Raw genomic sequence first — 12934 nt, 5'->3', positions numbered from 1 at the left:
TGGGTGACCCCACGGCGCCCGGAAGGCGGCACTCTGTCCCGGTGAGGTGCCCCCGCACGGCCCCGTCGGCCGGCCGGAAGGGATCCGCCGATCGCGTGAGGAGGAGCCATGACCGACTCCCGCGGTCACGAGCCGTACACCGGATCGCACCGGCCGTCCGGCGGGGCACCTCCGGCCGGGCCGCCCGTCCGGGTCACCGGGTGGCCGGACCGGTGACGGGCCTCGTGCTCCCGCGTGAACCGCGTTCATCCGGCCGCGGTGATCGCCGGCGCTCACGCGTGCGTCGACGCCGGCCCGTGCCGGGACCGGGCCCGTGGTCCGTCCTGCGCGCCGCGCCCAGGCCGGGCGCGCCGTCGCCCGGGGAACCGCGCCGCGCGGACCGGCCGCTCGCGGTGCGAGCCGGGCGCGGACGCCGGGCCGCCGGCCGTCCGCCCCCGGAGGAGGAGCCTTCCACGGCCCGGGGTGCTGACGCCGCCGGCCACACTCCCCGCGAAGGAGGACCATGGATTCCGGCACCGCCTCCGGACCCTCCGGCCCGGACTCGTCCGCGCCGGCCGGTCATGTCCTGACCGCCGGTGAACACGCGGAGTACCTGCGGCTCCGGCGTGCCGCGCGCCTGCGTCACCGGCGCCTGCGGCACCTGGGCGCATCGGTCCTCCTGGTGCTGACGCTCGTGCTCGCCCCGCTGGCCGTCGTCGCGGTCTGGGTGCACGACACGGTCGCCGACACCGACCGGTACGTGCAGACCGTGGCGCCGCTCGCCTCGGAGCCGGCCGTCCAGAACGCCCTCGTCGACCGGCTGACCGACCGTGTGGTGAGCCAGGTCGACGTCCAGGCCGTGACGGACTCGCTCGCCAAGGTCCTGGCGGACAAGGGAGCGCCGCCCCGGGTGGTCGACGCGGCCGGGGAACTGACCGGCCCGCTGCGCTCCGCCCTGCGGACGCTCGTGCACCGGACCGTCCACCGGGTCGTGACCAGCGACGTCTTCGCGCAGGCATGGGTGGCGGGCAACCGGCGGGCACAGTCGGCGGTCGTGGGCATGCTCACCGGGGAAGGGCAGGGAGCACTCCGGGCGAACGGCGACACCGTCCAGCTCGACATCGGCGTGGTGATCGACCAGGTGCAGAAGCGCCTCGTGGACGCCGGGTTCAAGCACGCCTCCGCGATCCCGCGGATCGACCGTTCGATCACCCTGTTCCGCACTGAGAAGCTGCACAAGGCCCAGAACGCGATGCGGCTGCTCGACATCCTCGGCGTCTGGGTCCCCGTACTGGCCCTGGCCGCTGCCGTCGCGGCCGTGTGGACGGCCCCGGGACACCGGGTGATGCTGCTGGTCACCGCCCTCGGCGTCGGCGCCATGATGGCCGTGCTGCTCGTGGCACTCGCCGTCGTACGGCGGGTCTATCTCGACTCCGTCCCGCCGGCCACCTTGCCCCCCGACGCGGCGGCGGCGATCTTCGACACCTTCGTCCGATTCCTGCGCGACAGTGTCCGCACACTGCTCGTCGTCTCGTTGATCACCGCACTGGCGGCCTGGCTCCACGGACCGAGCCGCGCCGCGCGCGCCGCCCGGTCCGCGGCGCGGAAGGGGACCACGGCAGCGGGGCGGGAGCTGAGCGGCGCCGGGGTGCGCACCGGCCACTTCGGACAGTGGCTGGCCGCTCACCGGTCGTGGACCACCGGGGTGACCATCGGGGCCGGTGTCCTGGCCCTCGTGCTGTGGAACCACCCCACGGTGGGCGCGGTGGCGCTCGTCCTGCTCCTGGTCGTGGTCGTGCTCGCCGTCACGGCGGTGCTGTCCGCGGCGACGGGACCGACGGCCGACCGCGCCGAGCGGCCGGTCCCGTGACGGACGTTCACCCGTACCGGGTGAGGCGGTCGCGGCCCGCCCCGCGCACGCTGGCCGTACGGGACGGCCGCCGTACACGGACCCGGGACGCAGGCGGAGAGCATCCGCCGCACCGCCCGGGCGGACCCCCTGAGCGGGGGCGACGGGCTCGCGGGACCGCCCGCGACGCGCACGCGCCGGACCGTCTTCGCCACAGCGCGCCGAACACGGCGCACAGCACAGAAACGAGGTCGCACGATGCCCGCCGCACACACCGCGTCCACACCCACCGCCAGACAACAATGGGCCACCGGCCTCACGGCCTTCGCCGCCGTCATGCTCCTGCTCTCCGGGATGCTGGACGTCTTCCGCGGCATCATGGCGATCGCGCACGACGACGTGTTCCTCGCGACGCGCAGCTACGTCTTCCGGTTCGACCTCACGGGCTGGGGCTGGATCCACCTGATCCTCGGCGCCGTCGCGCTGCTGGTCGGCTTCGGTCTCCTCGGGGGCGCCCTGTGGGCCCGCGTCGGCGGAGTGGCCATCGCCTCGCTGGTCATCATCGCCAACTTCCTCTCCCTGCCGTACTACCCGGTCTGGTCGATCGTTCTGATGGCCTTCTCCGCATTCGTCATCTGGGCCCTGTGCGTGGGGCGGCAAGGCGCGTCCGGCACGTCCGACTGAGGGCCGGGCACGCGGGACGTGGGCGAGGACCGCGGTGAGGGCGATGATCATAAGGACGGTGTCGATGCCGGAGGCGGCGACCACGCGCCTCTCCGTGGCGGAGGCGCGTCGGCGACTCGCCCTCGACCCCTTCCTGCTGCTCGACGTCGAGCAGCCCACGGAGGAGGGGCCGGCGGACGAGTCACTGGCCCACCGGCTCGGCCTGGACGCGGAGGAGCTGGCGTGGTTCGGCCGGAAAGGGGAGTCCGCGCGGGCCGAGTTCCTGGGCGACCTCGCCGGTTTCGTCGTTCCGGTGGTCCAGGGCGGCCGGGTCGCCCACCTCCACGTCCTGGCCGGTGAGCGTCATCTGGTCGTCTCCCACCGGGGCCGGGCCCGTTTCGCGGAGGAGCTGACCACGCACCTGCGTCGGGAGCAGCCGCACGACGCCGTGGCCACGCTGTTCCTGGTGCTCCAGGAGGCGCTGGCGACGTTCCGCCGTGCCGCGGTCGCCGCCCTGCTCCAAGTGGAGGAACTGGAGGACGACATGTTCGCGCAGCGGCGCCCCGAGCAGCTCTACCGCCTGTCCCACCTGCGCCGCCGAGCCGCCCTGCTGCACCACTCGCTGCTGCCGTACCTCCAGGTGGTCGAGGAGATGATCACCCGCAGGATGATGAGCCGCGACTTCCCGGTGGAGCGCCAGCGGCTCGCCCAGGAGTTCCAGCGCGCGGCCCGACTGGTCCTCGCGGACATCGAGTCCCTGCAGGAGGCCACCCGCCGGGCCTTCGCCAGTTACGGGTCCCTGGTCGCGGGCGAGCAGAACGGTGTGATCAACCGGTTGGCCATCGTGTCGGTGATCTTCCTGCCACTGTCGTTCCTGACGGGTTTCTTCGGCATGAACTTCGCGTTCATGACCGACGAATTGGAGAGCAGGGTGGTCTTCTGGCTGCTGGCCATAGGGCTCCAGGCGGCCGTCCTGCTGGTCTCCCTCTTCGTGCTGCACCGCACCCGCGCCTGGCGGAGACTGCGGGACGAGGCCTGAGGCCCCCTCGTCCGGGGACTCGGGCACTCCTCGCCCACGATCACTCTCGGTTACTATGCTCTCTTCATGCCGGAGGCTGAAGAGATGGATGGCCCGGGAAGTGCTGAAGAAGGTCACCGCGACCCGCTACATCACGCCGCTGCGTGAGGGGGGTTCGCTGCCGGGGCTCGTCGAGGCCGACGACTTCGGCACGTACGTCATGAAGTTCACCGGTGCCGGACAGGGCCGCAAGACACTCGTCGCCGAGGTGGTGTGCGGCGAACTCGCCCGGCGCCTCGGCTTCCGCGTGCCCCGCCTGGTCACCGTCCACCTGGACCCGGTCCTCGGGCTCGGCGAGCCCGAGCAGCAGGTGCAGGACCTGCTCCGGGGCAGTGGCGGCACCAACCTCGGCATGGACTTTTTGTCCGGCGCCCTCGGCTACGACCCGCTCGCCTTCCCGGTGAGCCCCGAGGAGGCTGGCCGGATCGTCTGGTTCGACGCGCTGATCAACAACGTCGACCGCTCCTGGCGCAACCCCAACCTGCTCGTGCGCCAGGGCGAACTGTGGCTCATCGACCACGGCGCCACCATGATCTGGCACCACAACTGGCCCGGCGCCGAGGCCTCGGCGGCCCGTCCCTACGACGCCTCGGACCACGCCCTCGCCGGTTTCGCCCCGGACGTCACGGCCGCCGCGGCCGAGCTGGCCCCCCGGGTCACCGAGGACCTGCTGGCCGAGGTCACCGCCGAGATCCCCGACGTCTGGCTCGACGGCGAACCCGGCTTCGGCACACCGGACGACCTGCGCCGGGCCTACGCACGGCCGCTGCTCGCGCGGGCGGCCGTCATCGCCGGGCGGATCACCGGCATCGGCACCACCAGCGGCTCCGTGACAGGGGAGGGCAAGTGAGCGAGCGCCACATCCACATGGCCGGCCATGTGACCGAGCGGCACATCACCCGGGCGGGCCAGGGCGGCGACCGGGACGTGTTCGAGTACGCGCTGCTGCGGGTCGTGCCCAGAGTGGAGCGCGGGGAGTGCATCAACGCGGGCGTGGTCGTGTACTGCCGCGCCCGGGGCTACGTCGGTGCCGGCACCCATCTGGACGACGCCCGGCTGCTCGCGCTGGACCCGGCCGCCGACGTCGCCGGGGTGCGGGCCGCGCTGCGCGCAATCGAGCGCCACTGCGCGGGCGGCGACCAGGCCGGGCAGGCGGCGGACGACGACGCGGGGCGCCGCTACCGCTGGGTGATCGCGCCCCGTTCCACCGTGGTCCAGCCCGGCCCCGTGCACACCGGCCTGACGGCCGACCCGGCGGCCGAGACGGAGCGGTTGCTGGACCTCCTGGTGAGGTAATGGATCACACCGGGCCGACGTGCCGTTGACACCGGGTGCCAGGGCTTCTAGCGTCACGGGTGCTGAAGGTACTAAGCGGTCGCTCACCGCACCAGGGGGTCCTCTCCGAGGACCCGACAGGTTCTCTCAAGGGCGAGGAGACACAGCAATGTCCACCACTGAACAGCGGGTCGCGGTCGTCACCGGCGCGGCGCGCGGCATCGGCGCCGCAACCGCCGTGCGACTGGCGGCCGAGGGCCGCGCGGTCGCCGTGATCGACCTGGACGAGGCCGCCTGCAAGGACACCGTCGAGAAGATCACCGCGGCCGGCGGCAAGGCCATCGCGGTCGGCGCGGACGTCTCCGACGAGGCGCAGGTCGAGGCGGCCGTCGCCCGGATCGCGGAGGAGCTGGGCGCCCCGACGATCCTGGTCAACAACGCGGGCGTGCTGCGCGACAACCTGCTGTTCAAGATGAGCGCCTCCGACTGGGACACGGTCCTGAACGTGCACCTGCGCGGCTCGTTCCTCATGACCAAGGCCGTCCAGAAGCACATGGTCGACGCCGGCTGGGGCCGCGTCGTCAACCTCTCCTCCTCCTCGGCGCTCGGCAACCGCGGCCAGGCCAACTACTCGGCCGCCAAGGCGGGTCTGCAGGGCTTCACCAAGACCCTCGCCATCGAGCTGGGCAAGTTCGGCATCACCGCCAACGCCGTCGCCCCCGGCTTCATCGCCACCGAGATGACCAAGGCCACCGCCGACCGGGTCGGCATGGGCTTCGACGACTTCAAGAAGGCCGCCGCCACCCAGATCCCGGTGCAGCGCGTCGGTGAGCCCGAGGACATCGCCAACGCCATCGCGTTCTTCACCGGCGAGGCGGCCGGCTTCGTCTCGGGCCAGGTGCTGTACGTCGCCGGCGGACCGCTCAACTAAGGATCCAGGGGTAACACGGACATGACTGAACTCCCGGAGCCGTCCGGCAGGGTCGCGATCGTCACCGGTGCCAGCCGAGGCATCGGCTACGGCGTCGCCGAGGCGCTGATCGCGCGCGGCGACCGCGTGTGCATCACCGGCCGGGGCGAGGACGCCCTGAAGGAGGCCGTCGAGAGGCTCGGCGCCGAGCGGGTCATCGGCGTCGCCGGCAAGGCCCACGACCTCGACCACCAGACCGAGGTCGTCGAACGCACCATGGAGGCCTTCGGCCGCGTCGACTTCCTCGTCAACAACGCGGGCACCAACCCCGTCTTCGGCCCGATCGCGGACCTCGACCTGAACGTCGCCCGCAAGGTCTTCGAGACCAACGTGATCTCCGCGCTCGGCTTCGCCCAGAAGACCTGGCACGCCTGGCAGAAGGACAACGGCGGCGCGATCGTCAACATCGCCTCCATCGCGGGCCTCGCGCCCTCGCCCTTCATCGGCGCCTACGGCGTCAGCAAGGCGGCGATGATCAACCTGACACAGCAGCTCGCGCACGAGTTCGCGCCCAGGGTGCGGGTCAACGCGATCGCCCCGGCCGTCGTCAAGACCAAGTTCGCCCAGGCCCTGTACGAGAACCGCGAGGAGGAGGCGGCCGCGGCCTACCCGCTCGGCCGGCTCGGTGTGCCCTCCGACATCGGCGGGGCCGCCGCGTTCCTCACCTCCGAGCAGTCCGACTGGATCACCGGTCAGACCCTCGTCGTGGACGGCGGCATCTTCCTCAACGCCGGCGTGGGCTGAGCCGCGCATCTCTTCCGGGCGTCGATTTTCGGACGGATCGGCGCCCGGAAGGCCGTACGGCGTCCGCACAGCGGAATGACAACGTCGTCACCGCTCAGTCGATCAACGCGGTCTGAATTCGGGCAGGTTCAGGGCCCCGAACGCTGCGGTATGGTCTGCCGACCCTTGGTACGGCAGATCGAGGAGCGTGCGCGTGTTCAACCGGAACCGATTCCTGCGGAGAGTCGCGGCGATCGCGTCCCTATCGCTGGTGGCCGGATGCAATCTGCTGTCCGACGGCGACCCCGACAGCCAGGGTCCGATCGTCGTGGGTACCACCAGCGCCCCCAGCACCCTGGACCCGGCCGGTGCCTGGGACGGTTCCTGGGAGCTGTACCGGAACATCTTCCAGACGCTCCTCGCCTACCCGAGCGGTGCCACCACCCCTCAGCCCGACGCCGCCGAGAGCTGCTCCTTCACCGACTCCACGAGCCGCACCTACCGCTGCACGCTGCGCCCCGGCCTGAAGTTCGCCGACGGCGACCCGCTGACCGCCGAGGCCGTCCGGCACTCCATCGACCGCATCCGCACCATCGACGCCCCCGGCGGCCCGGCCGGACTGCTCGGAAGCCTGGACCGCGTCCGGACCGACGGCGACCGCGAGATCGTCTTCCACCTCAACCAGCCCGACGCGACCTTCCCGTTCGTGCTGGCCACCCCCGCCATGTCGATCGTCGACCCGGACGACTACCCCGCCAACTCCCTGCGCAAGGACGCCACGGTCCACGGCTCCGGCCCGTACCGGCTCCAGTCCTACGAGGAGGGCGGCAAGGCCGTCCTGGTGCGCAACGACAAGTACCAGGGCTTCGCCAAACGGCAGAACGACGCGGTGACCATCCGCTACTTCAAGGACTCCGCCGGCATGGTCGAGGCGCTGCGGGACAAGCGGATCGACGTCACCTACCGCGGCCTCGCCGCCGACGACATCCTCGCCCTCCAGGAGCACGACAGCGAGGACCTGCAACTGGTCGACGGAGCCGGCACCGACATCAGCTACCTGGTGTTCAACCCCAAGGATCCCTGGGCCAGGCAGCCCGCCGTGCGCAAGGCCATCGCCCAGATCGTGGACCGGGGCGCCATCGCGCACAAGGTCTACAAGGACACGGTCGATCCGCTGTACTCGATGGTCCCCAAGGGGCTGACCGGCCACGCCACCCCGTTCTTCGACGACTACGGCGAACCGAGCGTCGCCAAGGCCCGCACGATCCTCCGTGACGCCGCCATCACCCGGCCCGTCCCGCTCACCCTCTGGTACACCACCGACCGCTACGGCTCCGAGACGGCCCTGATGTTCCGGGAGCTGAAGCGGCAGCTGGACGGCTCCGGCCTGTTCAGCGTCACCCTGAGAAGCCGCCCCTGGAAGAGCTATGTGGTCGGCTACCAGAACGGCGAGTACCCGGTGTTCGGACGCGGCTGGTTCCCCGACTTCCCGGACGCCGACAACTTCATCGCCCCGTTCGTCGGCGAGCACAACGCGCTCGGTACGCCCTACCCGGCCAAGGAGATCACCGGCCGGCTGCTGCCCCACGCGCGCGCGGAGAGCGACCGCGCCCAGACCGTCAAGGACGTGGAGGCGGCCCAGCGGATCATGGTGAACGACGCCCGGCTGATCCCGCTGTGGCAGGGCCGGCAGTTCCTCGCGGCCAGCGTGGACATCTCCGGCGGCGAGCAGGCCCTGGACCCCTCGACGATCATGATGATGTGGACACTGCACCGCAAGACGAGCTGGTGAGCCCGGCTGCCGGGTCCCGGGCGCACGTCCTCGCGGCGCCGGTTGTCAGTGGTCGCCTGTAGGTTCGGAGACCTGAAGTGACCGCACGCCGTAGTTGATCGACATCGTGAGGACGTTGACGTGACCGACATCGCCATGCTGCCCGAGTCCTGGCGCGGGGTTCTGGGCGACGAGCTGCAGCAGCCCTACTTCAAGGAGCTGACCGAGTTCGTCGAGGAGGAGCGGGCGAGGGGTCCGGTGTACCCGCCGCGCGAGGAGGTCTTCGCCGCGCTGGACGCCACGCCGTACGAGCGGGTGAAGGTCCTGATCCTGGGCCAGGACCCGTACCACGGCGAGGGCCAGGGCCACGGCCTGTGCTTCTCGGTCCGGCCCGGCGTGAAGACCCCGCCCTCCCTGCGGAACATCTACAAGGAGATGCAGGAGGAGCTGGGCCTGCCCGTCCCGGACAACGGCTATCTGATGCCCTGGGCCCGGCAGGGCGTGCTGCTGCTCAACGCGGTCCTCACGGTCCGGGCCGGCGAGGCCAACTCGCACAAGGGCAAGGGCTGGGAGAAGTTCACGGACGCGGTGATCCGCGCGGTGGCCTCCCGTCCCGACCCGGCCGTCTTCGTCCTGTGGGGCAACTACGCGCAGAAGAAGCTCCCGCTGATCGACGAGACCCGGCACGTGGTGGTCAAGGGCGCGCACCCCTCGCCGCTGTCCGCGAAGAAGTTCTTCGGCTCCCGCCCGTTCACGCAGATCAACGAGGCGATCGCCGCGCAGGGCCACGAGCCGGTCGACTGGCGCATCCCGAACCTGGGCTGACGGCGGCCGGGACCGGGGGGAACGGGAACGGCCCCGGGCCCACGACCGGCCACCGCGGGCCGCAGCCGCCCAGCGGCCGTCGGCACGACGGCGCCGCCTGTCCGGGAATCCGGTGCGCGCCGGTTAGCGTCAGCAGCGGACCATTGCCGACGGCCCGGAGGGACCCCGTGGCGGAGCGACAGGAACAGGCGGCGCCGGACGCCGTGCTGACGCGGATCGGGCAGGTCGTGATGCTGCACCACGGAGGCGACCGCGAAGAGGCCCGCAGCCGCTTCCTGCACCTGTGGGCGGAGGTCGGCGAGGACGGCGACCCCCTGCACCGCTGCACCCTGGCCCACTACCTGGCCGACACCCAGGACGACCCGGCGGACGAACTCGCCTGGGACCTGCGGGCGCTGTCGGCCGCGGAGGAGATCGCCGGCGGGCACGTGGACGCCGACCCGGCGAGCGTGCGCGGCTTCTTCCCCTCCCTGCACCTCAACCTGGCCGCCGACTACGCCAAGCTGGGCCGCGCCGAGGCCGCCCGCAGCCATCTGCGCCGGGCCCGCAGCGCCGCGCACTGCCTCACCGACGACGGCTACGGCGCGGGCGTCCGGACCGAGATCAGCCGTCTGGCACTGCGGCTGGGGGAGGACGGCACCCCGGGCGACGAGGGCTGGGGCGCCGGTCAGCGGCCGTAGACCTGTGCGCAGATCCGCGCCTGCGGGCTGTCCCGCTGCCAGCCGCCGTACGTCCTGCCCAGGGCGCAGACATCCGGAGGACCGGTCACCGCCGGGGGCGGGAGGGCCACGGGAGTGTGCGGCCGGCGGGAGGGGGCCGGGAGCGGGGGCCCGGGCGGGGCCGGCGGGCGACGGGTGACCTCGGGAGCGGCCGGGGCCCGGTGCCGGGCGGGCGGCCCGGAGCGCTCCGGACGCCGGGACGGGCCGGTCCTCTCCAGCGCCTCGCGGACCGGTGCCTGCACCACCCGGGGCTCCGCGCTGCCGTCCGGCCGGGGCACCGCGGGCTGCGAGGGCGCGCTGTCCGGCGGCGGCGCCGTGGGCCCCGCGTGCCGCACCGTCACACAGCCGGAGAGGGCCGAGACGGCCACGGTGACCAGAAGCGCTGCGGTGGTCGTCGTTCGATGCACCCGCGCAACTCTGCTGCGTCGGTGGCCGTGTTGGCACCGGGGACGCCGGATCCGATGCCCCGTACGGGTGACCGGATGCCCCCGCCGGGGGACGCGCCGTACCGGAGCTGACGTCCAGCCGCCGCCGCGGCATCGCCGAACGACGGCCCCCGTATGCTTCCGGCAGGAAACACGCAGGCAAGCCGTAGGGGAGAGCACGTGAAGGTCGGCTGCATCGGACTCGGGGACATCGCGCAGAAGGCGTATCTGCCGGTGCTCGGCACGCAGCCGGGGGTCGACCTGCACCTGCAGACCCGCACGCCCGCCACCCTGGACCGGGTCGGCGACAGCCTTCACCTGCCCCGGGAGCAGCGGCACACCACCCTGGACTCGCTGCTCGCCGCCGGTCTCGACGCGGCCTTCGTGCACGCCCCCACCGCCGTCCACCCCGAGATCGTCACCCGGCTGCTGGAGGCCGGTGTGCCGACGTACGTGGACAAGCCCCTCGCCTACGAACTCGCCGACTCCGAACGGCTGGTGGATCTCGCCGAGCGGCGGGGCGTCTCGCTGTCCGTCGGCTTCAACCGCCGGTACGCCCCCGGGTACGCCCAGTGCCTGGACCACCCGCGCGAGCTGATCCTCATGCAGAAGAACCGGGTCGGGCTGCCCGAGGAACCGCGCTCGATGATCCTTGACGACTTCATCCACGTCGTCGACACCCTGCGCTTCCTGGTGCCGGGCCCGGTCGACGACGTCACCGTGCGCGCCCGCGCCGAGGGCGGGCTGCTGCACCACGTCGTGCTCCAGCTCGGCGGCGACGGCTTCACCGCGCTCGGCGTGATGAACCGGCTCAGCGGTTCCACCGAGGAGATATTGGAGGTGTCCGGACAGGACACCAAGCGCCAGGTGGTCAACCTCGCCGAGGTGATCGACCACAAGGGGCAGCCGACCGTGCGCCGGCGCGGCGACTGGGTTCGGGTGGCCCGCCAGCGCGGCATCGAGCAGGCGGCCCTCGCGTTCCTCGACGCCGTGCGGGCCGGGAAGCGGCTCAGCGCGAGGGACGCGCTGGCGACCCATGAACTGTGCGAGCGGGTGGTCCGAGCGGTTCAGGACCGCTGCGGCGCAGCCTGAGCGCCCGCGCTCCCTCGCTCACGCACAGCGAGGCCAGCACCAGCAGCGCCGCGTCCACCGGCCAGTCGCCGTAGCGGACGTACGGTGTGACGCCGTGCGCGAGCGGGACCTCGTACACGCGGGCGGTGCTCGCGCCGGTGCCGATCCAGGGGCCGAGGCGCTGCCCGTCCGGGCCGTACACCGCCGAGACGCCCGTGAGGGTGGCGTGCACCATCGGGCGGCCGGTCTCCGCGGCGCGCAGCGCGGCCAGCGAGGCGTGCTGCTCCGGCGCCCAGCTGTGCTGGAAGGACGAGGTGGACGACTGGCCGAGGAGGAAGTCCGCACCGTCCTCGGCGAGGTGCCGGCTCATGTCGGGGAACGCGGTCTCGAAGCAGATCAGCGGGCCGATCCGCAGCCCGTGCCCGACGTTCATCACGGTCTGTTCCGAGCCGCGGTGCCGGTCCTCGCCGGCGGCCCGGCCCACCGAGGTGGCCCAGCCGAGCAGGGAACGGGCCGGTATGTACTCGCCGAACGGGACCAGCCGCATCTTGTCGTACCGGTCGCCGGTCGGGCCGTCCGGGCCGACCAGCACCGAACTCTTGTAGATGCCGGGCCGGTCGGAGCGGCGGGCGTCCACGTTGACCAGTACGTCGGCACCGGTCCCGCGGGACAGCGCGGCGAGCCGCCGGGCCAGGTCGGGGCGGTCGTCCAGGTCGAAACCGACGCTGGACTCGCCCCACACCACCAGGTCGGCGCCCTGCCCGGCGAGCCGCCGGGTCAGCCGCTCCTCCTGGTCGAACCGCTTGTCACCGCTGTCCTGTCCGGCCACGATCCCCGGCTGGACGACGGCGATCCGCACCCGTCCGTCGACGTCCGGGCGCGGTGCCCAGGCCCACGCGGCCGTGGTCACGGCGGCGGTGGCGACCAGCGAGGCCACGGCCGGCACCCGCGACGCGCGGACGGCGACCAGCACGGCCACGGCCACGTTGACGGCCACCACCAGGAAACTGAGCAGCCAGACCCCGCCGACCGAGGCCAGCCGCAGCGCCGGACCCACCTGCCACTGGCTGGCGCCGAGCATGCCCCAGGGCCCGCCGAGCCCCTGCCAGGACCGGACCAGCTCCACCGCCAGCCAGGCCGAGGGCAGCACCACCAGCGCGGCGGCGCACCGGCCCGCCGACGGCGCCCCGCCCAGGAACCGGCGCACCAGCAGGCCCCAGGGTGCCCAGAGCAGGCCCAGCAGGGCGGCGATCAGGAAGATGAACACGTGCAGGCTCGGCAGCAGCCAGTGGTGGACGGCCGTCAGGAAGCCGACGCCGCCCCACCAGCCGTCGTACGCGGCCCGTCGCCCGGTCGGCGCGGAGCGGGCGAGCAGGATCCACGGAACCAGCGCGACGTACGCGAACCACCACAGCGAGGGGGCCGGGAACGACAGCACCGGCAGGGCACCGGCGAGGGCGGCGGCGGCCGAGCGGCGCCAGGGGGAGGTCAGCCAGCTGTTGATCGTCCTCATAGGGAGCCTCCCTACCCAGCGATGGGTCCAGTGTGCGCGGTGCGTGGGAGGCCGTGCGTCTTCCGGCCGGTCG

Annotated in this window: 13 protein-coding genes; 11 read left to right on the top strand and 2 right to left on the bottom strand. The window is 72.6% G+C overall.

Annotated features, from left to right (window positions below; translation table 11 throughout):
- Positions 1 to 502: 502 nt before the first annotated feature.
- From AB0946_RS19035 to AB0946_RS18990, 10 genes are all read left to right on the top strand, one after another.
- On the top strand, positions 503 to 1849 hold the full coding sequence (locus AB0946_RS19035; protein ID WP_366761744.1) for a hypothetical protein: 1347 nt from the start codon (positions 503 to 505) through the stop codon (positions 1847 to 1849).
- A gap of 237 nt (positions 1850 to 2086) precedes the next feature.
- Positions 2087 to 2512 carry a hypothetical protein gene (locus tag AB0946_RS19030; protein WP_366761743.1) on the top strand — a complete coding sequence of 142 codons (426 nt, stop codon included), beginning with the start codon at positions 2087 to 2089 and terminating at the stop codon, positions 2510 to 2512.
- Positions 2513 to 2555: 43 nt separating this feature from the next.
- Positions 2556 to 3530 carry a CorA family divalent cation transporter gene (locus tag AB0946_RS19025; protein WP_366761742.1) on the top strand — a complete coding sequence of 325 codons (975 nt, stop codon included), beginning with the start codon at positions 2556 to 2558 and terminating at the stop codon, positions 3528 to 3530.
- A 100-nt stretch (positions 3531 to 3630) separates the two neighbouring features.
- Positions 3631 to 4419 carry a HipA family kinase gene (locus AB0946_RS19020; protein WP_366761785.1) on the top strand — a complete coding sequence of 263 codons (789 nt, stop codon included), beginning with the start codon at positions 3631 to 3633 and terminating at the stop codon, positions 4417 to 4419.
- Positions 4416 to 4865, top strand: a complete 450-nt coding sequence (locus AB0946_RS19015) for a DUF3037 domain-containing protein (protein ID WP_366761741.1) — start codon at positions 4416 to 4418, stop codon at positions 4863 to 4865. Before AB0946_RS19020 ends, AB0946_RS19015 begins: the two co-directional genes overlap by 4 nt.
- Positions 4866 to 5013: 148 nt before the next feature.
- Complete coding sequence (gene fabG / locus AB0946_RS19010; protein WP_366761740.1) at positions 5014 to 5775, top strand: 3-oxoacyl-ACP reductase FabG; 762 nt, start codon at positions 5014 to 5016, stop codon at positions 5773 to 5775.
- Between the two features lie 21 nt (positions 5776 to 5796).
- The gene (locus AB0946_RS19005) at positions 5797 to 6558 is read left to right on the top strand and encodes an SDR family oxidoreductase (RefSeq protein WP_366761739.1); all 762 of its coding nucleotides are present in this window, start codon (positions 5797 to 5799) and stop codon (positions 6556 to 6558) included.
- Positions 6559 to 6751: 193 nt separating this feature from the next.
- Positions 6752 to 8329 (top strand): ABC transporter substrate-binding protein, encoded by a 1578-nt coding sequence (locus AB0946_RS19000; protein ID WP_366761738.1) that lies wholly within the window; start codon positions 6752 to 6754, stop codon positions 8327 to 8329.
- Between the two features lie 120 nt (positions 8330 to 8449).
- Positions 8450 to 9133, top strand: coding sequence for a uracil-DNA glycosylase (gene ung / locus AB0946_RS18995; RefSeq protein WP_103817045.1), 684 nt, complete (start codon positions 8450 to 8452; stop codon positions 9131 to 9133).
- A 167-nt stretch (positions 9134 to 9300) separates the two neighbouring features.
- Positions 9301 to 9813, top strand: a complete 513-nt coding sequence (locus tag AB0946_RS18990) for a hypothetical protein (protein WP_366761737.1) — start codon at positions 9301 to 9303, stop codon at positions 9811 to 9813.
- Here the strand turns inward: AB0946_RS18990 and AB0946_RS18985 are convergent.
- The gene (locus tag AB0946_RS18985; RefSeq protein WP_366761736.1) at positions 9801 to 10259 is read right to left on the bottom strand and encodes a hypothetical protein; all 459 of its coding nucleotides are present in this window, start codon (positions 10257 to 10259) and stop codon (positions 9801 to 9803) included. The two genes, AB0946_RS18990 and AB0946_RS18985, sit on opposite strands and share 13 nt — an antisense overlap.
- Positions 10260 to 10457: 198 nt before the next feature.
- On the opposite strand from AB0946_RS18985, the gene AB0946_RS18980 reads away from it, so the two are divergent.
- Complete coding sequence (locus AB0946_RS18980) at positions 10458 to 11369, top strand: Gfo/Idh/MocA family oxidoreductase (protein ID WP_366761735.1); 912 nt, start codon at positions 10458 to 10460, stop codon at positions 11367 to 11369.
- Here the strand turns inward: AB0946_RS18980 and lnt are convergent.
- Entirely contained in the window at positions 11287 to 12861 is a 1575-nt protein-coding gene (lnt, locus tag AB0946_RS18975; protein WP_366761734.1) for an apolipoprotein N-acyltransferase, read from the bottom strand. The two genes, AB0946_RS18980 and lnt, sit on opposite strands and share 83 nt — an antisense overlap.
- Positions 12862 to 12934: the final 73 nt, after the last annotated feature.

This window comes from Streptomyces sp. NPDC046870, from assembly GCF_040704595.1.
GTDB classification, from domain to species: Bacteria; Actinomycetota; Actinomycetes; order Streptomycetales; family Streptomycetaceae; genus Streptomyces; species Streptomyces argyrophylli.
The sequence above is the reverse complement of the archived record's forward strand: the minus strand, read 5'-3'. Positions and strand labels throughout refer to the sequence as shown.